This is a genomic window from Faecalicatena fissicatena, from assembly GCF_016900595.1.
GTDB classification, from domain to species: domain Bacteria; phylum Bacillota; class Clostridia; order Lachnospirales; family Lachnospiraceae; genus Claveliimonas; species Claveliimonas intestinigallinarum.
In genome coordinates this window covers 135890-157228 of record NZ_JACLYY010000004.1, presented here as the reverse complement: position 1 = coordinate 157228, position 21339 = coordinate 135890, and the positions used below count along the sequence as shown (strand labels likewise).

Genomic DNA, 21339 nt, shown 5'->3' with positions numbered 1-21339 from the left:
GTCTGTACCTTACATTTTTGTCACACAGCGGCTGTCTCCCTAAAGCCGGCTCACTCCCTCCAGAGCCACCACTGTCTCCATGATGAGGAAGAGGAGCATCCAGAAAGTGGTGAAAGCCCACAGCCAGTACCTCCTGGGCGGGCGGTTCCGCCGCCACCAGGAGACGATCTTCTCTCTCTCCTTCACAAGGATGACGCAGGCCGCCAGGAAGAAAAATCCCGGCACGCCGTACTCCAGCACCGCCCCGGCCGTCTTCGGGAGAGCCCCCGCCAGCCGCCCCAGGAGGTCGCTGAACACCAGATTGTTGAGAACATGGATCAGGATGGACCACCCTATGGAGTACTCCACCGCCACATATCCGAAGACTAGCCCCGCTCCCACCGCGAAGGTGCCCTGCAGGAAATTCCCGTGCATGGCGCCAAAGAGGACAGCGGACAGGACGATTGCAAACCCTTTGCCCCCTCCCAGCAGCCTTCTCAATACAAATCCCCTGAATACAAGCTCCTCCGCCACAGGCCCTATCAGGGAGGCGTAGAGGAACATGGGCAGGTCGCCGCTCACTGCCGATGCACTCTCAGCCGCGTTCTTAAGAGTCAGTCCAAAGGGATTGAGGACCAGTTCTGCCAGGAGAGCTGCCACAGTAAAGATTGTCTGGCAGGCCATAAAAACGCAAAATATCCGGATAAAATTTCCGGCCTCCATCTTTCGGCTGCTCCGGAATGCCTCCCTCACAAGACCTGTCCTGCGGCTGGCTATGGCCAGGAAGAGAAGTCCTCCGCACACGCCCGCGATGCTCAGTATCCCCAGGAAAGAGCCCATGTTCTGCCCAAAGGCCCCCACCGCCCGGTCTGCCGCCTGCTCTGACCCGGCTCCGGCCATGATGGCGATGGTCCTGATAGCGACAGCTCCGAACATGACGGCTACCATGATCAGATTGTAGAAAAAAATATAGCCCGCTGTGCGGTTTGTCATTTTCCGTACCTGTTTTTTCATCTCTCTTTGTTACCTCCTTGTACCCCTACTATAGCCCCCAGACAAAAAGAGCACACATCCTCTGTTGCGAATGGTGCTCTTTTTGTTGTGAAAGGTGTAAAGGAGCTGCGGGCCCGTCAGTCCCTCTGTCAGTCCTTCTGTCCTTTTATCTTTCTCATATGCTCCTTGATCTGCCTCTCATATCCCATGTCCCCGGGCTCATAGAACCGGGTGCCCTGTATCTCGTCAGGCAGGTACTGCTGCTCCACATAATGGTCCGGGTAATCGTGGGCGTACTTGTAGCCTGTGCCGCGGCCCAGGTCCTTCGCCCCCCTGTAGTGGGCGTCCTGAAGATGCGCAGGCACGGTGGTCTTGCAGCGCCCCACATTCTCCATGGCGGCAAAAATGGCGTTCACCGCCGAGTTGCTCTTGGGGGCCGTGGCCACGTAGAGCGCTGCCTGGGACAGGATGATCTGGGCCTCCGGCATCCCCACCCGCTCCACCGCCTGGGCGGCGGAGACCGCCACGGTGAGAGCCATAGGGTCCGCGTTTCCCACATCCTCCGAAGCGCATATCATGATCCTGCGGGCGATAAACTTGATATCCTCCCCCGCGTAGAGCATTTTGGCCAGATAGTACACGGCCGCATCCGGGTCCGACCCTCTCATGCTCTTGATAAAGGCGGAGATGGTGTCGTAGTGATTGTCCCCGGTCTTGTCGTAGCGGACCACCCGCTTCTGGATGCACTCGGAGGCCACCTCCAGAGTCAGGTGGATCTTTCCGTCAGCGGACCGCTCTGTGGTCAGCACGCCCAGCTCCACCGCGTTCAGGGCGTTCCTTGCGTCCCCGCCCGCCACGTCCGCCAGGAATTCCAGAGCGTCCTCATCGATCACCGCGTCATAGCTGCCCATCCCCTTCTCTTTGTCGTAGACCGCCCGGTTGATGAGGGTCTTCACATCCTCCTTGCTCAGGGGATAGAGTTCAAAGATGCTGGACCTGGAGATGAGAGCCCCGTTTACCTCGAAATAGGGGTTCTCCGTGGTGGCCCCGATGAGGGTGATGGTTCCGTCCTCCACAAAAGGAAGGAGATAGTCCTGCTGCCCCTTGTTGAACCTGTGTATCTCATCCACAAAGAGGATGGTCCGGCGGCCGTACATTCCGCGGCGCTCCTTCGCCTGGCGGACCACCTCCTCCATGTCTTTCTTTCCCGCCACTGTGGCGTTGATCTGGGTGAACTCCGCCTTCGTGGTGTGGGCGATGACCTTGGCAAGGGTAGTCTTCCCGGTTCCCGGCGGGCCGTAGAAAATGAGGGAGCCCAGCTTGTCCGCCTTGATGGCCCGGTAGAGGAGCTTGTCCTTCCCGATGATGTGCTGCTGGCCCACCACCTCCTCCAGCGTCTCCGGCCGCAGCCTGGAGGCCAGGGGAGACTCCCTGTCCATATTCTGTTCTCTTGCGTACTCAAATAGATCCATATCTGTTCTGCCACCTTTCCAGCCTAAAGTCCTGCTATATCCCGCACCACTTCCCCCGCGATGAGAAGGCCTGCCACAGGGGGCGTAAAGGAGATGCTTCCCGGCAGGCTCCTCCTTTGTCCCTTGTCCTCCCCCGTGTCCCGTCCTGATACGTCCACAGGCTTTTCTTTGGAGTAGAGCACCTTCACATGCTCGATCCCCCGCTTTTTCAACTCTTTTCGCATCACCTTACAGAGGGGGCACACGGAGGTCCGGCTAAGATCCTCTATCTCGAAGAGCTCCGGGTGGAGCTTATTGCCTGTCCCCATGCAGCTGATGACGGGGATCCGCTCCCTGTCCGCCCTCTCGATCACCGCCAGCTTTGCCGTCACCGTGTCAATGGCGTCCACGATGTAGTCCGGCCTCTCCGCAAAAAGCGGGTCTGTATTGTCCGCCAGGACAAAGGTCTCAAAGGTCTGTACCTCCGTCTCAGGGCAGATATCCTGTATCCGCTCCCGCATCACCTCCGTCTTGTACCGGCCCACCGTGCTGTGGTAGGCGATGGACTGGCGGTTGATGTTGGTCATGGACACCCTGTCATTGTCCACCAGGATGAGGCGCCCCACCCCGGCCCTTGCCAGAGCCTCGATGCAGTGGGAGCCCACGCCTCCCACCCCCAGCACCATGACCGAGGAGCTTCGTATTTTCTGCAGCTTCTCCTCCCCTATGAGGAGCGCTGTCCTTGCAAATTCATCTGCTGTATATTCCTGTTCTCTGAATTCTGTCATCTTTTTTGCCTTTTCTTTCTACTTTTTCAGCGCCTCTTTCACTTAAGCGCCTCTTTCTATACCGCTTCCGCCCGAGACTGCGCCTTGCGGCGGCACATTCCCTCACGGCAGCATCAGCTCATCCGCCGTCACAAACGCGAAGCCTTCCGCCTGGAGGATATCCACAATGCGCAGCGCAGCCTCCACGGAGGACGCATAGCAGTCGTGCAATAAAATGATATCACCATCTTCCGCCTCCGTCACTACCTTTTCTACGATCTGATCCGCATTTTCCGTGGTCCAGTCCAGCGGGTCCACCGTCCACAGCACCGGCAGCACCTGAAGCTCCTCCTCCAGCTTCTCATCCCAGACGCCAAAAGGGGGGCGCACGTATTCTGTATGCTTTCCTGTGATAAGGTAGATGACTTTGTCTGTGTCCCCGATCTCCCGGCTCAGATGCTCCTCATCCTCCAAATCCAGCTGAACATGGTGATAGGTGTGGTTTCCGATGAGATGCCCCTCCCGGTCCATCCGCTCCACAATTTCCGGGTACTGCACCGCGTACATGCCAATGAGAAAAAAGGTGGCCTGCACATTCCGCTCCTTCAGCCCGTCCAGCAGCTCTGGCGTCCAGCTGGGGCTGGGTCCGTCGTCAAAGGTGAGGGCCACCCGCCGGGCCTTTTCTTCCTCCACAGCCTCCTGCCTCTTTGTTCCGCTGTCCGCCCCGGTCTCCGCGGTCACACCGCCTGCCCTGATCTGTCTGGCCAGCGTCTCTGCTTCCGCGGTCTCGCCGGCCGTACCGGCCCACTCCGTGAAAGAACAGGACAAAGCCGGCAGCAGCAGGGCGCAGGCATACAAGAGGAACACGGCCCTCTTTCCTGAAAGCTTCATCTTCCCTCTCCATCTGGCATTTTCTTCATATATATGAAGAAAATCTCCGGGACATTCAGCGGACGGGCCTTTTACATTCAGCTCTCTGACGGCAGGTGGAGAAGGATCGCCAGGCGGTAAATCCGTTCCCCCTGCCCGTCATCCGCCGCCGATTCCAGATCATTTGGCGCCGGCTCCAGGATATCCCGCCGAAGCGAGCCCTGGTATTTCCTGGCCGCCCACTCCATATTGAGAAGCCCGAAGCCGTGGGAGTCTCGGTCTTTCTTTTCCGTATAGCCCCTGGGCGTATCCGCCCGGGCATTACCCGCCGGATTTTCAAACACAAGGCTGAGCATCTGCCCCTGCTGCCGGATGCGCACCTGAACCCACCCGCCGCCAGGCTGGGCCTCCAGGGCGTTGTCCAGGGCATTGGCAAAGAGCGCGCAGATATCCGCGGCGTCCACAGGAAGAGGAGAAGGCAGGCGGCCGTCCAGCCGTATCTCTATGCCCCGCCTGGCCGCCAGCATATTTTTCTCGTTTAAAATAGCATCCCCAATGTCGTTTCCACAGTGAAGGGGGGTGTCCGTCAGCTCCAGGCGTCCCTCCAGCTCCCCGATATAGTCGGAGAGGCCGCTGTAATTCCCCCTGGCAGCCAGCTCCCTGATGCAGAGCAGGTGGTTGCGGATATCGTGGCGGAACATACGGAGCTTTGTGTCGCTCTCCCTGCGCGCCTCGAAATGCTCCAGCTCCGCCCGCAGATAGGACCTGTTCAGGTCTGCCATATACTGATAATAGGATCGCCTGTTTCCCTGCTGTACAAGCGCGGTCACAGACACCTCCAGGAGCACTGCCGCCACGCTGGCAAGAAGGGTGAACCCCCTGGCCGCCTCCCCTGAGACGGGCAGCTCCTCTCCCCCTGCAATCATCGCTCCTATGGCGAGGAGGAAAAGGCCTGTTCCGTGGAGGAGGTTCCTCTCCCATCTGCTCAGTCTTCTGTAAGATGTCTCAGCCCGGAAGCGGCGCCGGGCTTCCCTGCTTTCCCATAAGATTAGGGGCAGCAGCACCCAGAAGAGGAGGTCGAAAAGCAGTTCCCACTTTCCCATGTCTCTGACTCTGACCCCGGTCAGCACGTAAGGGATCCCGAAAAGAAGGGAGACCGGCGCGATGAGAAATCCCGTCACCGGGAGGAATAGAAAGAACCCCCTGGCCCTGTGCCTGTCCCTCACCGCCGATGTGTAGCCCCCGAAGACAGCGAGGGGCCAGAAGACCGCCAGGTCCCCGTCTGTCCCCACTGTCAGGAAGAGCGCTGTCTGGCCGAAAAGGAAAATGCCCCAGAAGAGAGCCCATTTTCTCCTGGTGTCAAAGACCGGCTCCAGATAAATATAGCGGGAAATCAGGATGAGAACTATGAGGATCTCCGCCGCTCCCGCCAGGCTGTATAAGATTTTTCCTGTTTCTGCCGCCATCTTCCTACTCCTTTTCAGATATATACCGGGAGAGAGCCTGGACAAAAGCAGCCCGCTTCCCCCGGCTCACCGGCAGCCGGGTCCCATCTGACAGGGTCACCTCCCGCCCGTCAAAGGCGGACACATGCCGTAGTCCCACCAGGTAGCTCCTGTGGATCTGGAAAAAATCCAGGGGCGGCAGTCCTTCCGCCTGCTCCTTAAGCTTCTTCCGGAGCAGGCAGTGTCTCCCGCCTGTCATGTACAGGGTGAGATACACGTTCTCACTTCGGAAATACAGGATTTCTCCAAGAGGGATAAAAAGCTCTCTCCCGTCCGCCTTCACCTGTATCCTCCTGTTCCGCCTTTCCCTCTCCTCCACAGCCCGCAGCGCCCCAAAGAGGGACGATTCCTCCACTGGCTTGGCAAGAAAACGGAAGGCCTCCACCTCGTACCCTTTCATGGCGTACTCTGTGTGGCTGGTGAGGAGGATGACAGGGATGGCGTCATTTACGTCTCTCACCGCCCGGGCCGCCTCCAGCCCGCCCATCCCCGGCATCTCGATATCCAGGAAGACCAGGGACCAGCAGAAGGGCTCTCTCTCCACAGCCCGCACAAGGGCCTCCCCGGAGGAAAAGGCGTCGATCCGCAGGTCCAGGCTGCGGTAGTATCTCTCCAGCTTCTCCCGGAGCATCTCCAGGAAAAGAGGCTCGTCGTCACATACTGCTATCCGCATCTTTTTCCTCCCTCATATCCTGAAGCAATTCTCCGGTATCCGGAAGCGCTTTCCCCTTATCCAGGACCACTTCCCCGCTGTGGATGGCCCGCAGCTGGTCCCCCATGATATCCTTCATCACGTCAAAGGCCCTCTGTCCTGTGCAGTGGCCTGTGAAGCAGAGAATACCCGTCTTCTTCAGGAGCCGGGCCGTCTCCCTTATATGTTCCAGGTCCGCCTCCTCATACCTGTCCTTCTTCATGTGGAAACCGCTGACCAGCACATCCGGCCAGTCTCCAAAAATCTCCCGGTATCTGTCCAGTATGTTCAGCACCCCGTTGTGGGCGCAGCCCGAGAGCAGCACGTGAAAATCTCCCTCACTTACCACAAGACACTGTTCATGGCAAAAATCGTCCTGGACATACTCCGCCCCGGCCTTCCGCTTCAGCGCCCGGTTGCCCTCCGGCCACATCCTGTGTCCCTCTATGCCGGAAAAGAGGAACAGCTCCCGGTCAATCCGGTGGTCTCCCTGGAGGAGCACGCACTGGGGCAGCCCCAGGATGCAGGGCTCCAGCCCGATGTACTTTTCACCCTCCGGCTTCAGGTGGTAAAAGCTCCCTCCCGCGCTTTGCTGCATATAAATCCTTGTCCCCGGATATTTCTTTGCGAAAGCGGGGATCCCGCCGCCGTGGTCATAGTGGCCGTGACTTAAGATCACCGCGTCCACCCCTCCCAGGTCAATTCCCAGAAGGTCGGCATTTGCAAGAAATCCATCACTTGCCCCTGTGTCCATGAGCACCTTATGTCTCTCCGTCTCTATGTAAAAGCTCAGTCCGTGCTCACAGCGGCAGCCGGGCTGGCCTTCTGTGTTCTCTATCAGGTTTACGATCCTCATCTGTCCTCTTCCTTTTATATATCTGTTTTCCTGCCCTTGTCCGGGCTTGACTCAGCGGGGAAGACACAGCCGTATCCCCTTCGCCGCTCCGCCGCGTCTGTTGGATGGAAGGATGATATCCGCCTTCTCCCTCAGCTCCGGCACGGCGTTCCCCATGGCCATCTTAAGGCCTGCCGCCCGGAACATGGGCAGGTCGTTCTCCCCGTCGCCTATGCAGGCCGTCTCTTCTTTCTTTATCCCCAGCCTTTCCGCCAGGGCGGCCAAAGCCATCCCCTTGGACGTCTTCTCGGAGAACACCTCCACGTATATGGACGTGCTGGCCCAGGTCAGGCCCCGGGTCCTCTTAAGCAGCTTTTCAAGCCGTTCCCGCACGCCGGGACGCAGAAAATAAAACTGGATCTCCTCCACCCCGTACCTGGATCTTGCAAGGGTCCTCTCCATGCTCTTTACACGGTACACGCCCCTGGCGTCCTTCCCGTATATCAGCCTGCCCAGAAGGACAAGAAGCCGCCCCTGTATCAGGTATTCATGGTGGAGGTGGGCCGTGATGCCGGCTCCTGTCCTCCGGCAGTCCCGGAGAAGTCCCAGGGCCATCTCCTTTGGGATCATAGACCGGAACAGGTCCTTTCCGGTCCGGCAGTCTGTCACTACGGCCCCGTTGGAGCTGATGACATACCGGTAAATGTCTCTCTCCCCCGCCAGCCGGTGAGGGAGGCAGTGAAGGTTCCTGCCTGTCGTGGGCACCACAGTGATACCCGCCCGGGCCGCTTCCCGCAAGGCTTCCACTGTCTCCCGGGACATGCGGCTCCTTCCATCCAGGCAGGTGCCGTCCATGTCCACAGCCAGGAGTTTGATCCTGTGTCTTTTCTCTTGTGTCTTATCCATCTTATCACTCTCCTTGCCGTATGGATGAAAAAGGCTTTACCTCAGGCTGCTCTTCCCGATGCTCTCCTATATTTTTTGCCATCCACACTATGTGGTACCACCTGTGGAATTTGTAACCGCAGCTCGGGAATCGCCCCACAGTCCGAAATCCCATGCGCTGATGGAACAGGATACTGTCCCCGTTCAGGTACGGGTCTTCCCCCTCCGGGCAGGCGATGCAGGCGTAGAGATCCGTAATGCCCTGCATCCGCAGGATTTCCTCCAGGGCCTCGTACAGCTTCCTCCCAAGCCCCTGTCTCCTTCTGTCCCTCCGCAGATAAATGGACGTCTCCGCCGCCCAGTCGTAGGCCCGCCTCTCGTGAAAGGGAGAGGCGTAGGCATAGCCCAGGATTTCTCCTTCTGACTCTGCAAGCAGGTACGGATACCGCTCCCTTATGCGGCGGATGCGCTCTCTGAACTCTTCCACAGAGGGCACCTCATACTCAAAACTGACAGCTGTGTGCTCCACATAGGGCGCGTAGATATCCAGCAGCGCCTCCGCGTCCTCCTCACAGGCAGTGCGAAGGCGGATAGGTTCCGTGTGTTCTATTGACATGCTCTATTTCCTCCATCTGTAAATAAGCAGGGAAGCAAGGATCAGCACAGCCCCCGCCGCCGAGACAGCAACCGGCAGCATTGGCTCCACCCTCCAGGCCACAAAGACTGCCGAGGGCCCGTCCGCCCCTGCAATGATCTTCAGGGCGCTCTGCTGGGAAGTCCACCAGAGGATACCCCAAATGAGCATGGCAGCGCCGATCAGCATCACGATGGCCAGCAGGATAACGCGCCGGACTGCCTGGCGTCTCTGCACGGCCGCCAGCCTGACTGTCTCCGCCACTGTCTGTTCTGTCTCCTCTCCCGTCATTTTGTCCGGGAAGGTCTTCTCTCCTCTCAGAATGTCCAGGACTGTGACCCCAAGCTGCCCGGCCAGCGGCTCAAGAAGCGTGATGTCCGGGTAGCCCACGCCCCGCTCCCAGCGGCTGACAGCCTTGTCCGTCACCTGGAGCTTTGCTGCCAGCTCCGCCTGGGTCATATTTTTCCCCTTCCGCATTTCCGCGATAAAGCTTCCTGTCCTTTTTACGTCCATTTCATCCCCTCCTTCTAAAGAGAGTATATTCTAAGAGAATGGCTTTGTCAGCCTGTGTATGATCTATTTTCCGGATACACAGCCCGACGGTTCGTTTACCTGCTTTTCCCCGGTCCCTCTCCTCCCTCTCTCTGCGAGGGCAGCATAGATTTCGTCCACATCATAGTCCGGGGCAAACCGGCGGGCTGTCTCGCAGATGAGGCTTACCTTCTCCTCCGGCTCTCCCAGTTCCCCGAAATCTTCTATGATAGCAGAAATGGGCTTATCCTTTTTTAGTTTCGCACAGATCCAGGAGATAAGCTTTGTCTCCTCTCCCTGCTCCTTCGACTCCTGCAGCTCGTCTGCAAACAGCTCTCTCAATGCCTCGCACATTTCCTTCTCCTCCTTCATCCTGTCCCAGTTGGCTCGCACGATCAGATCCATGGCCGCCTGGTACCACTTTGAATGTCTGTGCCGCTCATATCTCTCCATCAGGTCCTGCAGCTCGCGGCCCTCCTTCAGGTTCCCCCTCAGGTGCTGCAGCCAGTAATTGTCTCTCTCCGACAGCTCCCTTGTCACCAGGAGCTGCATCGCAAGGGCGTCTCCCTCAAGATAGTAAATCCCGTCACCCTGCCTGCTGACCTTCATCCCTCTTGCCTTCTTCAGATGCCCCAGCAGCTTCCTGGGGTAGCGCATGCACACGAATGTCAGGGTGATCTCCTCCGGGTCCACCTCCATCACCCGGTCCGTGTCCGACTGATACAGGCAGGCGTAGGCGTACACCTTGTAGAAATCATTGATGCTCAGATAGTCCTCCGGGGATTTGTACTCAATGATATTGTAGCTCTTGAATATCCTTCCGATATTCTTCTCCAGCCGGACGCCTTTCTCCTTTTTCACGACCAGCACGTCCATCTGCAGGGGCTCCTTTGTGAGCTGGCACTCATCCACGATCTCCAGCAGGTCAAGCTCCTTTTCCAGTTCGATCCGCAGCACCGCGCCAAATGCCGGATGCCAGGACAGTCTTCTCTTCTCCTGCTCCATCCCTCTCCTCCTTGTCAGTATAATACAGTTTCTTCCCCACGCGCAACTTTTACATAAATTTTTCATCATTTCCGGGTGATCCGGCAGATATGCCCGATACGTCAGATATGAATGGGAACCGCTTTTTGAATGATGCGGTTCAAGAAATGTCTTCTCAAAAAAGAAGGTACTCCAAGTTTACATCAGCTTATATCTTCTGTCAACCAGGAGTACCCTTTGATCTATTATTTATTTCCTACACGATAATTCCCACCATGAGGCAGGCGAGCAGCATGTCATCCACAGAGCTCATGTACCTGATCATCCTCCCCATTTCGAGGCTTTGAGGGTCCTTCTTCTGCTCCTTTAATCTGGCTTTCAGGTCCTTTCTCTCGAATTTGGAGAAATACTGGTCCAGGTTCTTCGAGCTCTTCAAGATCCACAGGAGGGCTCCGTCCTCAGGGGACATATCACCGCCGTCCCTGGCCGCCTCCCGCAGCCTCTCTGCCAGCGCGGTCCTGGCGCTCTTCTGCGGGATGTACACCGTCCTATTGCCCAGCACGCCGCCCTTTTCTTCCCTTACGGACTGATCCCCCAAAAGGGACGCCCCTGTGTCTGCTATGAACTGCCCCATCCTGCTGATATCATAGGTAAGAAAATCGCTTATCATTTTCAGAGCAGTGCGGGGCTTCTTCTTCAGATACTCGTACAGGACTGTCAGATGCTCAAGGCTGTCCGGCAGCTCCCGCTCCACCTTGATGGTCTTCCCGTCCATGCTCACCACCTCATTCATGAGGAGGTCCATAAATCCTGCAGCCACAAGAGCGGCGTTGCCCTCCTCCCTGTGCATGGCCGGCATGCAGCCAATGTCTGTCACCGCCAGAATGTAGTACTCCTGTGCAATTCCTCTTCTTTCCATCTCATTTTCCTCCGAAATATTTCTTGCTGACCAATCAATCAAATATATCTTCGGAGTCATACACCCAGGAGCCATATGAAAAACAGGCTGACAGCCAGGGCAAGGACACCTGTCCCAACCGCCAGAAGGATCTTCTGGTAGATACGCTTCCCCTCTTCCTTCGCCTTCTCGATCTCGTCCAGGGTGGTCCCCTCCACAAAAGCTACGATTTCCTTGTAGCTCTGGATATCGTACCGGGCCTTTCTCTTTTCCACCTGGGCCGCCGCATAGATGCCCGCCAGCAGGATGACGATCCATATTCCCATTCCCACATAGGACAGAAAGTGGACAAGAGGAATAGGGGTGACGCCGATGAGAAGGAGGAGGAAACCAAAAATGTTTCCAAGGCGATTAAATTCTTTCCTCTCATCGTCGCTCATGTTCATCCTCTGCTTCATCGTCTCCACGTCTCCTTTGACTAATTGATCCAGAGAGATTTCAAATGTGTCGCAGAGGAGCATCAGACTGTTTATATCCGGATAGCTCTTGTCATTCTCCCAGTTTGAGATGGTCTGCCTCGAGACATAGACCTTCTCCGCCAGGGCATCCTGTGACAGGGACCGTTCCTTCCGGTATTTTTTAATCTGATTTCCAAGCTCCATTTTTTCTCCCTGCGCTTTCACTATAGTCAAAAAGAGAGGATCTGTCTGTCAAAAGTCTTTGACATGCCCTGTTTTACGGGGATTTCCCGCTGTCAAAGCCCTTTTGCGGCCGACAGTTCCTTCATTTGCTCTCCCATTATAGCAAACCTGGTATCCTGTGAAAAGCGATATCTTATCTTTTCTCCCTGACAGCAAAGAACGCGATCAGCAGAAGCACTGCCGCTCCCACTGCCATCCAGAAAAAGGACATGTTCATGCCGTGCATCATGGCGTTGTCCCCGTAGCTTTCCGCTGAGGACGCCGCCACCATGGTCATGATCCCCACAAAGACCGCCGAGCCGATAGAGCCCGCGATGGTCCGAAGGGAGGTGAGAAGGGAGGAGGCGTCCGCCATCTTTGTGGGGTGCACGTTGCTGGTCCCCCAGGTGAGGAGGGGCATCATCAGGCTTCCGATGGAAATGTTGCGGATCACATTCAGCGCTGCAGCGATCCACAGAGGCGTTTCCATAGAAAGGAAAAACATGCCCATGTTGCTGATGACAAGAGCGGCGGCCCCTGCCACAAAAATCTTCTTTATCCCAATCTCATCGTACAGCTTCCCGGCAAAGGGGCTGACAAGGGCCGTGGCCAGGGAGCCGGGAAGGGTCACAAGACCGGACACCACCGCCGAGTAGCCCATGACGCTCTGGACATAGAGGGGCATCATAACGGAGGAGCCCATCATCACAAGGTAGAGGACCATGCTGGAGATGACGCTTACTGCGTAATTCCGGTTGACCAGTATCTTCACATCCAGGAAAGGCTTCTCCAGCCTGCACTGGCGGGTCACAAAGAAGACGCAGACCACGGCTCCGAGAAGAAGCGGAACCCCTACCTCTATGCTGAGAATGCCAAAGGTGCTCAGGTTCCCGATACCCAGGGTCACGCCGCCAAAGGCCACGATGCTCTCCACAAAGGAGACCACGTCAAATTTCTTGTCCTGCAGCTCCAGGACATCCTCAAACACGATACAGGATATGATAAAGGACAGTATCATGATGACCAGCGACACGTAGAAGATGGACTTCCACCCAAAGGCATCGATCATAAGCCCCGCGATGGTGGGCGCCACGACAGGAGCGGCCGTGGTGGCCAGCCCGTATGTCCCCATCATGGTCCCCCGCTTCTTTATGGGATAAATGGTCATGATGACCACCTGGGCGGCTGTCATCAGCACGCCGTTGCCGCAGGCCTGCAGGACACGCCCCACCATCATCAGGGCAAAATCCCCCGCAAATATGCTGACCAGAAGTCCTGCGATAAATGCGCCTATTCCCGTCAGATACAGCCTTTTTGTCGGGAAACGGGTGATGAGGAAGGCAGTCAGGGGCATGATCATACCCATGACCAGGGAGTAGCCGCTGGTGATCCACTGGCCCACCGATGTGCTGATCCCGAAATACTCCACCACGCCCGGCAGAGCGGTTGTCATTGCCGTGGAGAGGACAGAGGAGGAAATGCCTGATACCACCAGGCACAGAAAGATCATTGCCCTCTGTCCATCCTTTATTTCTCGTTTTTTATGTTCATTTTCCATGATGTACCTCCATTCTATGCCATACCTTCTGATTGATGTTGTCGGACATGTGCCGCAGCGCCTGCTCTACAGCCTCCAGCTCCTCCGGGGCCATCCCCTGGCTGACAGTCTCGTAGAAATCCTGATGGATCTGACGGATCCTTCTGGCCGCCGGGACCGCCTTGTCGGTGAGATACAGATGCTTCACCCGGCGGTCCTGCTCATCGCCGCTGACTCTTATATATCCAACCTCCGTCAGCTTCTTGATGATCTTGGTCAGGGTCGCCTTGTCCACCCGGAACCGCTCTGCCATCTCCTGGGACGTGGCCCCGGGATGCTCCCGGAGATATTCCACATAGAACTGCTGGCCCCAGCCTATCTCATACCCGGACAGCCCCCGGTCATAGTACATCTTCATCAGCCTGTCGAAGATGGACACCCAGCGGCCTATTTCCGGGAAATCTCTCTCTTTCATAGGAAAGCCTCCTTGTCTTGCTTGTTCTGCTCCGATGAAGGACTATATCACATTTTAGTAGCGTACGCAACTATTTTTTTTCTGTTTTTCACATCCTGACTATGTTCCTTCTCTCTGCCAGAATTAAAAAAACGGGCAAAGAAGAGGCGTTCGCAAGTTACCCCTGTAGTACAGCGCAAAGGCTGTACGGCAGCTTACAAACGCCTCTTTTTACAAAATCCCATCCCCGCACTTTTTTTCTAAAGAGCGCTGATGGTGTCCACCACGGACATGTTCCTGATCCGCCTTGCAGGGCCCCACACTGCCAGCACTGCGGAGAGGGCCATCACCGCCAGTATCACGGCAAGGGCTGTTCCCGGTATCTGCCACTCATCTCCCCAGCGGGAGGTGATCATGGACTGGTAGAGCAGCCTGTGGAGGGGCAGACCCACAGCACAGCCAAGGAGCATGCCCGAGAGCACATAGGTGACCGCCTCCGCCGCCACCATCTTAATGAGCTGTCCGCTGCTCATGCCGATGGCCCGCATGGCCCCGTACTGCTTCATCCTGGCCTCCACGCTCATGCCAATGCTGTTGATGATGTTGAACATGGAGATGAGGGCAATGACAGCCAGAAACCCGTACACAAAGATGACCATGGAGTACCAGACTCCTCTCACCTCGCCGTTGTCCATGCGCCGGTCCGAGAAGGTCGTCCCCTCTCCGCCCAGGCTGCGGATTTCCTCCACGTCCCCCTCCGTTGCATTTCCCGCAAGCTGCACGTCGATGATGGTGTAGCCGTCCTGACCTGTGAGCTGGCTAAAAAGAGCCTCGCTGCAGTAGACATTCTCCACCCCCTGCTGGGTTCCCACGATGGAGAAGGAGGTGAGGGCTGTGACAGGCAGCTTCTGCACGCCGCAGGAGGTCTCCAGAGTGATCACATCCCCCAGCTTGAGGCCCTCGTCCTCGCTGACGTAGACGCCCATCACGCCGTCCCCCTTTTCCACACTCTCTATATCTCCCTTTATAATGCCCTCCCCGGCCCAGCCAAGCTGGTTCTCCTCCAGGGAGATGAGGTTGATGCTGCCCGCCCTCTCGCCGGTCTGCGCCGGCAGCTCATAGGCAAAGCTCCTGCCGTAGACCCGCTTTACATAGTCCTTCCCCTCAAGCTCCCGGGCCAGATCTTTCGGGATGGAGCAGGTCTCATCTGCGCTCACCACGGACACGTCCGGTGTGTAGGGCCGCAGGGGCACCAGGGCGTGGTGCATGAAATCCACCGCCGTGCTGAAGGACAAAAAGAGCAGGATGCTGAAGGCAAAGGAGGCGGACAGCAGGATAAAGTTCCGCTTCTTTCCCTTTGCGTGGTGGATGCCAAGCACCGTGTCCACGTGGAAAAACCTCGTCCTGGCCGCGCGCCTGACCCTGGTGATCTCCCCGGTGTTCCCCGATACTGCCGCAAGGGGAGATGCCTTGGAGGCCTTTCTCGCCGGCGCCCTGGCGGCCAGCAGGACCGTGATAAGGCCAATGACAGCGCCCGCCGCTATCCCCGGCAGGCTGACGCCAAAGACCGGCATATCGCCGAAAAATCTGTCGCTCACAAGCCGCAGCAGAGCACACAGAGCCCAGGTGACAAGAACCCCTGCCAGCACCCCCAGGGGGATGGCAGTCATGCACCAGCCAAGGGCCTCCCGGCGCACAAAGCGGACAACCTGCCTCTTCTGGGCGCCCAGGCACCGGAGCATGCCGAAAAATCCGGTCCTCCTGGCAATGTTGCTGCTGAGGCTCCCCGATATCATCAGCACGCCTGCCAGGACAACGAGGAGCGCCAGCACTGCCGCTGTCCCGTAGAGCTGGAAGATGTAGGGGTCGCTGCTCTGCAGCATGAGGGCAAGGAGCTTCGCGTTCTGCCCCACCTGCTCGTCACTTAAGGAGTAGGCGTCCCTGATCTCCCTGATCTTCTCCTGGATATCGCACCAGGGCGTGAAGGACACGTAGAACTCCCCGTCCAGCTCCTGGGTGTCCTTCATAAAATACTCCTGGTAAATCTCCCGGTCCGTGAACATGCCGTAGACGCCCTGCTGCAGGATGGAGGAGGTGTCCCCCATAATGCCCGACACGGTAAAGCCAAGCTGCTCTCCCTCCGGCGTATCCAGAGTGACCTTGTCCCCGACGCCGATGCCCAGCCTGTCAGCGGCAGTCTCCGTCAGCACGACACCGTCCTTCGTCCCCTCAGGGAAGCTCCCCTCTTTTATCTCTACGGAGGGGTAAAGGTCCAGGAACTCCCTGTCAAATCCGCAGATGACGGTCTCTGTCCCCTGTATCTGATAGCCCATGTCCACCCGGTAGTTGGTAGCCCCATACCAGGAGCTCTCCTCCACCTCGGGCCTTGCGGCGATCAGCTCCTGCTGCTCCCGGGTCAGTCCCCTGAAGACCGCATGCCAGGCCCCGTCGCTCTTCACTGTGGAAATCCGCTGCGCCCGGATTTCCATATCCGCCATGCTGAAAATGGCGGCCACGAGAAACACGGCCAGGAAAATGCAGATCCTTGTCATGAGGCTCTGCTTCCTGTGTACCTTCCCGGAAATTTTCACCAGGTCCAGATAGCTCTTCATCGCCTCACACCTCCCATCTCTGTGAGGACTCCGTCCGACACCTTCATGACCCGGTCCACAGAGGCGGTCAGGTTCATATTGTGGGTGATCATGAGGACGGTCTGCTGGTAGTGCCGGGACGCCTTGCAGAGAAGGTCCATCACGTCCCGGCTGCTCCTGGAGTCCAGATTGCCTGTGGGCTCATCCGCCAGCACGAGCATGGGGCGCATGACCAGGGCCCGGCCGATGGCCACCCTCTGCTGCTGCCCGCCGGAGAGCTGCCCCGGCAGATGGTGGCGTCTCTCTGTGAGCCCCAGCAGCTCCAAAAGCTCCTCCACCTGCCCCTTCTTTGGCTTCCGATAGTCCAAAAGCAGGGGGAAAATAATGTTCTGCTCCACGTCCAGCTCCTCGATGAGGTGGAAGGACTGGAAGATAAAACCGATGTTCTGCCTGCGGAAGATGGTCCGTTTGTTTTCTGTCATAGAGAAAAGGTCCTCTCCGTCCAGGTACGCCTTTCCCCCTGTGGGAGCGTCCAGCCCGCCGATGCAGTTCAGAAGGGTGCTCTTGCCGGAGCCGGACTCTCCCACCACGGCGGCAAACTCCCCTCGTTCCATGGAAAAGGAGACGTCCCGCAGGGCCCGGACCGCCGCTTCCCCCTTCCCGTATGTCTTGCTGAGATTTTCTACACGTAAAAGTTCCATTGTCTTTGTCCTCCTTATCCGGCGCCGGCCAGGCCGGCTCCTTCCTTTTACAGTAGATATCCTACTCCCTTAGCCTTACAGCCAGATGAATGTGAGCTTACAGTTTCGTCACCTGCCCGCCGGATGCGGCCTCTGTCCCAAAGCCCGGAAAGGAGATGATAAACCGGCTCTCCACCTGTATCACGCCTCCCTGCCCCTCTATGACAGACTTTGCCAGGGGAAGCCCAAGCCCGCACCCCTCCCTGTCAGAGGAGCGGCTGCTCCTGTAGAAGCGCCGGAAGATAAAATGGATGTCCTCCGGCGGTATGCCGTGGCCGTTGTCCTCCACGAAGATCCGCAGCATGGCCGGGGACTCCTCCCACCGCACCCGGATGACGCCGCCCGGGTCCGTATGGTCCAGGGCATTTTTTATGAGGTTGGAGAGGGCCTCCCGCATCCAGGACCTGTCGCAGACCAGATGAGAGCGCTCCTCTCCCTGAAGGAGGAGCTGCTTTTCTTCCTTGCGGGCCCTGTCAAGGAGCTGCTCCGCCGCCTCCCCGGCAAGCCGGCCCACAGGCCAGTCCTCCTTCTCAAAGGCCACCGCCCCTGCGTCCAGCCGGGCCACCTTTAAGAGCGTCTGGATGAGCTCCTGTATCCGCTCCAGGGCCTTCAGGGCCTTCCCGGAAAACTCCCGCACCACGGAGGGCTCCTCCGGCTCTCCCTCCATGATCTCCATGTACATGAAAAGAGCGGACAGCGGGGTTTTCAGCTGGTGGGAGATGTCAGAGAGAGTCTCCTTCATCATCTCCTTTTCCGCCTGCCTGGCCTGGCTCCTGGCCTGCAGCGCCGTGGCAAGCTGCTCTGCGGAGGCGAACATCTGAAAAAGGGTCCCCCGCTCATTTCTCGGCAGATGACGGGAGAAATTTCCCCCTGCGTACTCTCCCATCACCTCCGCCGCCCTCTCATAGAGCCGCTGTCTCCGTCCCAGGAAGAGAAGGGTCCCCATAAGCAGCAGAAGGGACAGCCCGCCAAAGACAGCGGCCTGTCCTCCCACCTGCCTCATCCCCGCCTCATAGAGGTCCGGCAAAAGCCAGAGGGGCGTGGTCTCCTCCGTGTAGCCCGCCTGCAAAAGGAACCTCTCTCCTTCCGCTGTCACCTCTGTCCCGGCAAAGGCTCTGGCAATGACCGCAGGCTCCACCCCCTCCCCGAGGAGGCCGGAGCTGACCCTGCCCTCCCACTGGAAATAAAGGGTCCTCATCCGGTCTGTCTGCCCCCATCCAAGGAGACAGGCTGCCGCCACCATGGCCGCCGCCAGAAGGAGGATAAATGCCAGGTAGCTCCTCGTCTGTCTTTCCTCCAAAATCCCTCTCATCTTTTATCCCCTCCTCTGTCCCTTCCATTCATAGCCTCGGCCCCGCACTGTCAGAAGGTGGGCCGGAGCCGACGGGTCCTCCTCCAACTTTTCCCGCAGACGGCGCACATAGACGGACAGGGTGTTGTCGTCCACAAAGCTCCCGTTTCCATCCCACAGGGCATCCAAAATCTGAGTCCTTGTCAGCACCCGGCCCTCATTTTCCACGAGAAGGCAGAGGAGGCGGTACTCTGCCGCTGTCAGCTCCAGCATCCTGTCCTCCATGTAGGCCCGGCCTGCCAGAAGGTCTATGAAAAGGCCGCCGGAGCGCAGCTCCTTTCTCTCCCTTTCCTGGGGCCGGCCGCTGCGCCGAAGCTGTGCCCGGATGCGGGAGCACAGCTCCCCTAAGCGGAAGGGCTTTGTGATGTAGTCGTCCCCGCCCCCGTCCAGCCCCCGGATCACGTTGGTCTCCTCGTCAGCCGCCGTGAGGAAGATAATGGGGATGCCTGCGTCTTGCGCCCTCACCTGCCGGCACACGTCAAACCCGGTCCCGTCGGGAAGGGATACGTCCAGGAGCAGAAGGTCATAGTCCTCCGTCCGCTCCAGCCTTTCCATGGCCTCCCCCACCGTGCGGGCCACGGTGAGACGAAATCCGTTTTTCTCCAGGGAATACCTAAGTCCGTCTATCAGGCTTCTGTCGTCCTCCAGAAGAAATAGTCTGTCCATGCTCTGCTCCGCCTCCTGTTTTGCTGTAGTCAGTGGTTATATTATACCATGGCCGCGCAGCGCCCGCCTCCTCCTTACAAAAATGTAAGGATCTTCCTCCCAGGGGATAAAGCGAAAAGAAATCGCCCGCCGCTTACAGGTAAGCGAGCGGACGGTATCCAACCATCTGCAGCATATATTTGAGAAGCTCTCTGTCTCCTCCTCCGTGGAGGCGGTCACAAAGGCCATCCGCCTGGGGTATCTGCCGCCCCTTTAGAAGTGCCTCCTTCACATGTAGATCTCCATCCTGGAGATGAGATTGGTCACGTTCATCTTGCTGGCAAAGAGCTGCCGGTAGGTGGCGCTCTTCGTCCGCCCGGCCTGGGAGAGGCGCTCCATATCCGCAGTGATCCTGTCCTGCTCCGCATAGAGGGCCTCATAGAGGTCTTCCAGGCGCCCCAGCCGGTCTATGGCCTCCTGGATGTCCGGAGCCGAATAGCCCTTTTCCCTCTTTGTCGTCAGTCTCTGTATCTTCATTGGTGTTCTCCTCTCTCTTCTTTTATTCTGCCTCCACAGGCTTTCTCCCCAGGTCCAGAAAGACCTTCGTCCCCTCTCCCGGCGCAGACTGGATCCGCATCCCGTGTCCCAGCCGGTCCATCACTCTCCTGCAAAGATAGAGGCCAATGCCCGTGGACTTCTTGTACTCCCTCCCGTTGTATCCGGTAAATCCCCGCTCAAAGACCCGGGGCAGGTCCTCCTGGGCAATGCCGATGCCTGTGTCCGCTATGACAAGGGCGATCTGGCTGGGGCCGTCTTTTTGTGCATAGATGGAGACAGCGCCCTCCTTTGTGTATTTCAGCGCGTTGGACAAAATCTGTTCTATGACAAACACAAGCCACTTCTCATCCGTCAGCACCAGGCTGTCCGTCTCCTTAAAGTCCAGCTTCAGCTTCTGAATGATAAAGAGCCTGGAATATTTTCTCACCGCCTGGCGGATCATGTCGTCCAGGGGATACCAGGAGAGCACCATATCCCGGGAAATGTCCCCAATCCGCAGATAGGTCATGACCATCTCCACATACTGCTCTGTCCGGAACAGCTCCTTGTCCATCTCCCTTAAAAAGCTGTCCTTTCCCTGCCGCTCCCTCTCCTCCTCCTGGAGAAGGAGGCGCATGGCCGCTATGGGCGTCTTGATCTGGTGCCCCCACAGACTGTAATAATCCATGCTCTCCTGCCGCCTCTCCGCAGCGTCGTTTCTCTCCTCGCTTCTCCGCCTTAAAAGCTCTGTCAGCATTTCCTGGTACTCCCGCTCCGCCAGAGTGTCCGCCCCCGGCAGCATGGGATCCGCATAGGGTAGATTTCTCCGTATCTCCTCTATCTGCCTTTCTCTCTTCAGATAGCGGACAAAATCCACGGCCGTGCACACCAGAAGGATGACCGCCGACAGGAGCAGGGCATAGCCCACGGCGTCCCGCGTCACCTCATAGAGGTAGCCTACGAGGGCAAAAATGAGCACAGTCCCGGCATAGACAGCCAGGGGCTTTCTTATTTCCTTCAAATAGTATCCAAATGTCTTCATGCCTCCACCATGTACCCGATGCCTTTCTTTGTCACGACAGCCTCCTCCAGGCCGATCTGGGCCAGCTTCTTCCTGAGCCTTGCCACGTTGACTGTCAGCGTGTTCTCATCGATAAACGCGTCGCTCTCCCACAGCCTTGCGATGATCTCGTCTCTCGTCACGATCTTTCCCGCATTTTCCAGAAGGCACTGGAAAATCTTAAACTCATTTTTCGTCAGGTCTGTCTTCCTGTCCTGGTAGGTGACTGTGGCGTCCGCCAGATTGAGGATACAGCCTTTGTACTCCATGAGGCTTGCGCTGCCCCGGTAGGAGTAGGTCCGCCGAAGAAGCGCCTGCACCTTGGCAGTGACCACATGCAGGTCAAAGGGCTTCTCGATAAACTCATCCCCTCCCATGTTCATGGCCATGACAATATTCATATTGTCGCTGGCAGAGGAGATAAAAATGATCGGCACATCCGACACCTGCCGGATCTGGGTGCACCAGTAAAACCCGTTGTAAAAGGGAAGGCCGATGTCCAGGAGCACAAGATCCGGCTCCACTCTGGTAAATTCTGCCATGATATTCTTAAAGTCCTCCGCGATCACTGTCTCATAATCCCAGCCCTCCAGATGTCTCTTCAGCGCCTCCGCGATGGTGCTGTCGTCCTCCACGATCATAATACGGTACATGCTGTCATCCTCCTTTTCGCTTTTCCATTGTACCACAAAAAAACAGACAGGAAAGGGCTTCCTGTCCG

At 57.6% G+C, this 21339-nt stretch carries 23 protein-coding genes; 1 reads left to right on the top strand and 22 read right to left on the bottom strand.

Annotation, left to right across the window (positions count from 1 at the left end; genetic code table 11):
* Positions 1-39 precede the first annotated feature (39 nt).
* From H7U36_RS05725 to H7U36_RS05635, 19 genes are all read right to left on the bottom strand, one after another.
* Positions 40-993, bottom strand: a complete 954-nt coding sequence (locus H7U36_RS05725) for a CPBP family intramembrane glutamic endopeptidase (protein ID WP_052083983.1) — start codon at positions 991-993, stop codon at positions 40-42.
* 128 nt (positions 994-1121) lie between these two features.
* Positions 1122-2444 carry a replication-associated recombination protein A gene (locus tag H7U36_RS05720; RefSeq protein ID WP_033125357.1) on the bottom strand — a complete coding sequence of 441 codons (1323 nt, stop codon included), beginning with the start codon at positions 2442-2444 and terminating at the stop codon, positions 1122-1124.
* 23 nt (positions 2445-2467) lie between these two features.
* The gene (locus tag H7U36_RS05715; RefSeq protein WP_205155788.1) at positions 2468-3211 is read right to left on the bottom strand and encodes a tRNA threonylcarbamoyladenosine dehydratase; all 744 of its coding nucleotides are present in this window, start codon (positions 3209-3211) and stop codon (positions 2468-2470) included.
* A 102-nt stretch (positions 3212-3313) separates the two neighbouring features.
* Positions 3314-4081 (bottom strand): polysaccharide deacetylase family protein, encoded by a 768-nt coding sequence (locus tag H7U36_RS05710; RefSeq protein ID WP_138303408.1) that lies wholly within the window; start codon positions 4079-4081, stop codon positions 3314-3316.
* Between the two features lie 77 nt (positions 4082-4158).
* Positions 4159-5526: a sensor histidine kinase gene (locus H7U36_RS05705; protein WP_205147467.1), complete on the bottom strand. Its 1368-nt coding sequence runs from the start codon at positions 5524-5526 to the stop codon at positions 4159-4161.
* A gap of 4 nt (positions 5527-5530) precedes the next feature.
* A complete protein-coding gene (locus H7U36_RS05700; protein WP_138303411.1) occupies positions 5531-6238 on the bottom strand; it encodes a LytR/AlgR family response regulator transcription factor in 708 nt (235 codons plus the stop codon).
* Entirely contained in the window at positions 6219-7112 is an 894-nt protein-coding gene (locus H7U36_RS05695) for an MBL fold metallo-hydrolase (RefSeq protein WP_138303413.1), read from the bottom strand. The genes H7U36_RS05700 and H7U36_RS05695 overlap by 20 nt, the downstream gene beginning before the upstream one ends.
* A 51-nt stretch (positions 7113-7163) precedes the next feature.
* A complete protein-coding gene (locus H7U36_RS05690) occupies positions 7164-7997 on the bottom strand; it encodes an HAD family hydrolase (protein ID WP_138303415.1) in 834 nt (277 codons plus the stop codon).
* Positions 7998-8001: 4 nt separating this feature from the next.
* On the bottom strand, positions 8002-8592 hold the full coding sequence (locus H7U36_RS05685; protein WP_138303417.1) for a GNAT family N-acetyltransferase: 591 nt from the start codon (positions 8590-8592) through the stop codon (positions 8002-8004).
* Positions 8593-8595: 3 nt separating this feature from the next.
* A complete protein-coding gene (locus H7U36_RS05680; RefSeq protein WP_076777938.1) occupies positions 8596-9123 on the bottom strand; it encodes a type II toxin-antitoxin system RelB family anti-toxin in 528 nt (175 codons plus the stop codon).
* A 63-nt stretch (positions 9124-9186) separates the two neighbouring features.
* Entirely contained in the window at positions 9187-10146 is a 960-nt protein-coding gene (locus H7U36_RS05675; RefSeq protein WP_138303419.1) for a 3-isopropylmalate dehydrogenase, read from the bottom strand.
* A 235-nt stretch (positions 10147-10381) separates the two neighbouring features.
* The gene (locus H7U36_RS05670; protein WP_171031529.1) at positions 10382-11044 is read right to left on the bottom strand and encodes a GOLPH3/VPS74 family protein; all 663 of its coding nucleotides are present in this window, start codon (positions 11042-11044) and stop codon (positions 10382-10384) included.
* 56 nt (positions 11045-11100) lie between these two features.
* The gene (locus H7U36_RS05665) at positions 11101-11685 is read right to left on the bottom strand and encodes a helix-turn-helix transcriptional regulator (RefSeq protein WP_033125351.1); all 585 of its coding nucleotides are present in this window, start codon (positions 11683-11685) and stop codon (positions 11101-11103) included.
* Between the two features lie 172 nt (positions 11686-11857).
* Complete coding sequence (locus H7U36_RS05660) at positions 11858-13261, bottom strand: MDR family MFS transporter (RefSeq protein WP_138303423.1); 1404 nt, start codon at positions 13259-13261, stop codon at positions 11858-11860.
* Positions 13251-13715: a MarR family winged helix-turn-helix transcriptional regulator gene (locus H7U36_RS05655; protein ID WP_052083980.1), complete on the bottom strand. Its 465-nt coding sequence runs from the start codon at positions 13713-13715 to the stop codon at positions 13251-13253. The genes H7U36_RS05660 and H7U36_RS05655 overlap by 11 nt, the downstream gene beginning before the upstream one ends.
* 239 nt (positions 13716-13954) lie before the next feature.
* Positions 13955-16306, bottom strand: coding sequence for an ABC transporter permease (locus H7U36_RS05650; RefSeq protein ID WP_138303425.1), 2352 nt, complete (start codon positions 16304-16306; stop codon positions 13955-13957).
* Positions 16303-16986 carry an ABC transporter ATP-binding protein gene (locus H7U36_RS05645; RefSeq protein WP_138303427.1) on the bottom strand — a complete coding sequence of 228 codons (684 nt, stop codon included), beginning with the start codon at positions 16984-16986 and terminating at the stop codon, positions 16303-16305. The genes H7U36_RS05650 and H7U36_RS05645 overlap by 4 nt, the downstream gene beginning before the upstream one ends.
* Before the next feature lie 97 nt (positions 16987-17083).
* Positions 17084-18337: a sensor histidine kinase gene (locus H7U36_RS05640; RefSeq protein ID WP_205155787.1), complete on the bottom strand. Its 1254-nt coding sequence runs from the start codon at positions 18335-18337 to the stop codon at positions 17084-17086.
* A 3-nt stretch (positions 18338-18340) separates the two neighbouring features.
* Positions 18341-19042, bottom strand: coding sequence for a response regulator transcription factor (locus H7U36_RS05635; RefSeq protein ID WP_076777945.1), 702 nt, complete (start codon positions 19040-19042; stop codon positions 18341-18343).
* Between the two features lie 106 nt (positions 19043-19148).
* Between H7U36_RS05635 and H7U36_RS15490 the strand changes: the two genes are divergently transcribed.
* A complete protein-coding gene (locus H7U36_RS15490; protein WP_083582686.1) occupies positions 19149-19298 on the top strand; it encodes a response regulator transcription factor in 150 nt (49 codons plus the stop codon).
* Between the two features lie 11 nt (positions 19299-19309).
* Here the strand turns inward: H7U36_RS15490 and H7U36_RS05625 are convergent, their stop codons facing one another.
* From H7U36_RS05625 to H7U36_RS05615, 3 genes are read right to left on the bottom strand one after another with little or no spacing between them, the layout of a single operon-like run.
* Positions 19310-19558, bottom strand: a complete 249-nt coding sequence (locus tag H7U36_RS05625) for a hypothetical protein (RefSeq protein ID WP_076777946.1) — start codon at positions 19556-19558, stop codon at positions 19310-19312.
* Positions 19559-19580: 22 nt separating this feature from the next.
* Positions 19581-20600 carry a sensor histidine kinase gene (locus H7U36_RS05620; RefSeq protein ID WP_205155786.1) on the bottom strand — a complete coding sequence of 340 codons (1020 nt, stop codon included), beginning with the start codon at positions 20598-20600 and terminating at the stop codon, positions 19581-19583.
* Positions 20597-21271, bottom strand: coding sequence for a response regulator transcription factor (locus tag H7U36_RS05615; RefSeq protein WP_033124411.1), 675 nt, complete (start codon positions 21269-21271; stop codon positions 20597-20599). The genes H7U36_RS05620 and H7U36_RS05615 overlap by 4 nt, the downstream gene beginning before the upstream one ends.
* Positions 21272-21339: the final 68 nt, after the last annotated feature.

Coding starts and splice junctions, on each gene's coding strand:
- H7U36_RS05640 (WP_205155787.1), bottom strand. CDS start 18,337: ATGAGAGGGATTTTGGAGGAAAGACAGACGAGGAGCTACCTGGCATTT.
- H7U36_RS05725 (WP_052083983.1), bottom strand. CDS start 993: ATGAAAAAACAGGTACGGAAAATGACAAACCGCACAGCGGGCTATATT.
- H7U36_RS05680 (WP_076777938.1), bottom strand. CDS start 9,123: ATGGACGTAAAAAGGACAGGAAGCTTTATCGCGGAAATGCGGAAGGGG.
- H7U36_RS05660 (WP_138303423.1), bottom strand. CDS start 13,261: ATGGAAAATGAACATAAAAAACGAGAAATAAAGGATGGACAGAGGGCA.
- H7U36_RS05675 (WP_138303419.1), bottom strand. CDS start 10,146: ATGGAGCAGGAGAAGAGAAGACTGTCCTGGCATCCGGCATTTGGCGCG.
- H7U36_RS05620 (WP_205155786.1), bottom strand. CDS start 20,600: ATGAAGACATTTGGATACTATTTGAAGGAAATAAGAAAGCCCCTGGCT.
- H7U36_RS05690 (WP_138303415.1), bottom strand. CDS start 7,997: ATGGATAAGACACAAGAGAAAAGACACAGGATCAAACTCCTGGCTGTG.
- H7U36_RS05670 (WP_171031529.1), bottom strand. CDS start 11,044: ATGGAAAGAAGAGGAATTGCACAGGAGTACTACATTCTGGCGGTGACA.
- H7U36_RS05695 (WP_138303413.1), bottom strand. CDS start 7,112: ATGAGGATCGTAAACCTGATAGAGAACACAGAAGGCCAGCCCGGCTGC.
- H7U36_RS05665 (WP_033125351.1), bottom strand. CDS start 11,685: ATGGAGCTTGGAAATCAGATTAAAAAATACCGGAAGGAACGGTCCCTG.
- H7U36_RS05705 (WP_205147467.1), bottom strand. CDS start 5,526: ATGGCGGCAGAAACAGGAAAAATCTTATACAGCCTGGCGGGAGCGGCG.
- H7U36_RS05720 (WP_033125357.1), bottom strand. CDS start 2,444: ATGGATCTATTTGAGTACGCAAGAGAACAGAATATGGACAGGGAGTCT.
- H7U36_RS05645 (WP_138303427.1), bottom strand. CDS start 16,986: ATGGAACTTTTACGTGTAGAAAATCTCAGCAAGACATACGGGAAGGGG.
- H7U36_RS05635 (WP_076777945.1), bottom strand. CDS start 19,042: ATGGACAGACTATTTCTTCTGGAGGACGACAGAAGCCTGATAGACGGA.
- H7U36_RS05710 (WP_138303408.1), bottom strand. CDS start 4,081: ATGAAGCTTTCAGGAAAGAGGGCCGTGTTCCTCTTGTATGCCTGCGCC.
- H7U36_RS05625 (WP_076777946.1), bottom strand. CDS start 19,558: ATGAAGATACAGAGACTGACGACAAAGAGGGAAAAGGGCTATTCGGCT.
- H7U36_RS05685 (WP_138303417.1), bottom strand. CDS start 8,592: ATGTCAATAGAACACACGGAACCTATCCGCCTTCGCACTGCCTGTGAG.
- H7U36_RS05655 (WP_052083980.1), bottom strand. CDS start 13,715: ATGAAAGAGAGAGATTTCCCGGAAATAGGCCGCTGGGTGTCCATCTTC.
- H7U36_RS05715 (WP_205155788.1), bottom strand. CDS start 3,211: ATGACAGAATTCAGAGAACAGGAATATACAGCAGATGAATTTGCAAGG.
- H7U36_RS05650 (WP_138303425.1), bottom strand. CDS start 16,306: ATGAAGAGCTATCTGGACCTGGTGAAAATTTCCGGGAAGGTACACAGG.
- H7U36_RS05615 (WP_033124411.1), bottom strand. CDS start 21,271: ATGTACCGTATTATGATCGTGGAGGACGACAGCACCATCGCGGAGGCG.
- H7U36_RS05700 (WP_138303411.1), bottom strand. CDS start 6,238: ATGCGGATAGCAGTATGTGACGACGAGCCTCTTTTCCTGGAGATGCTC.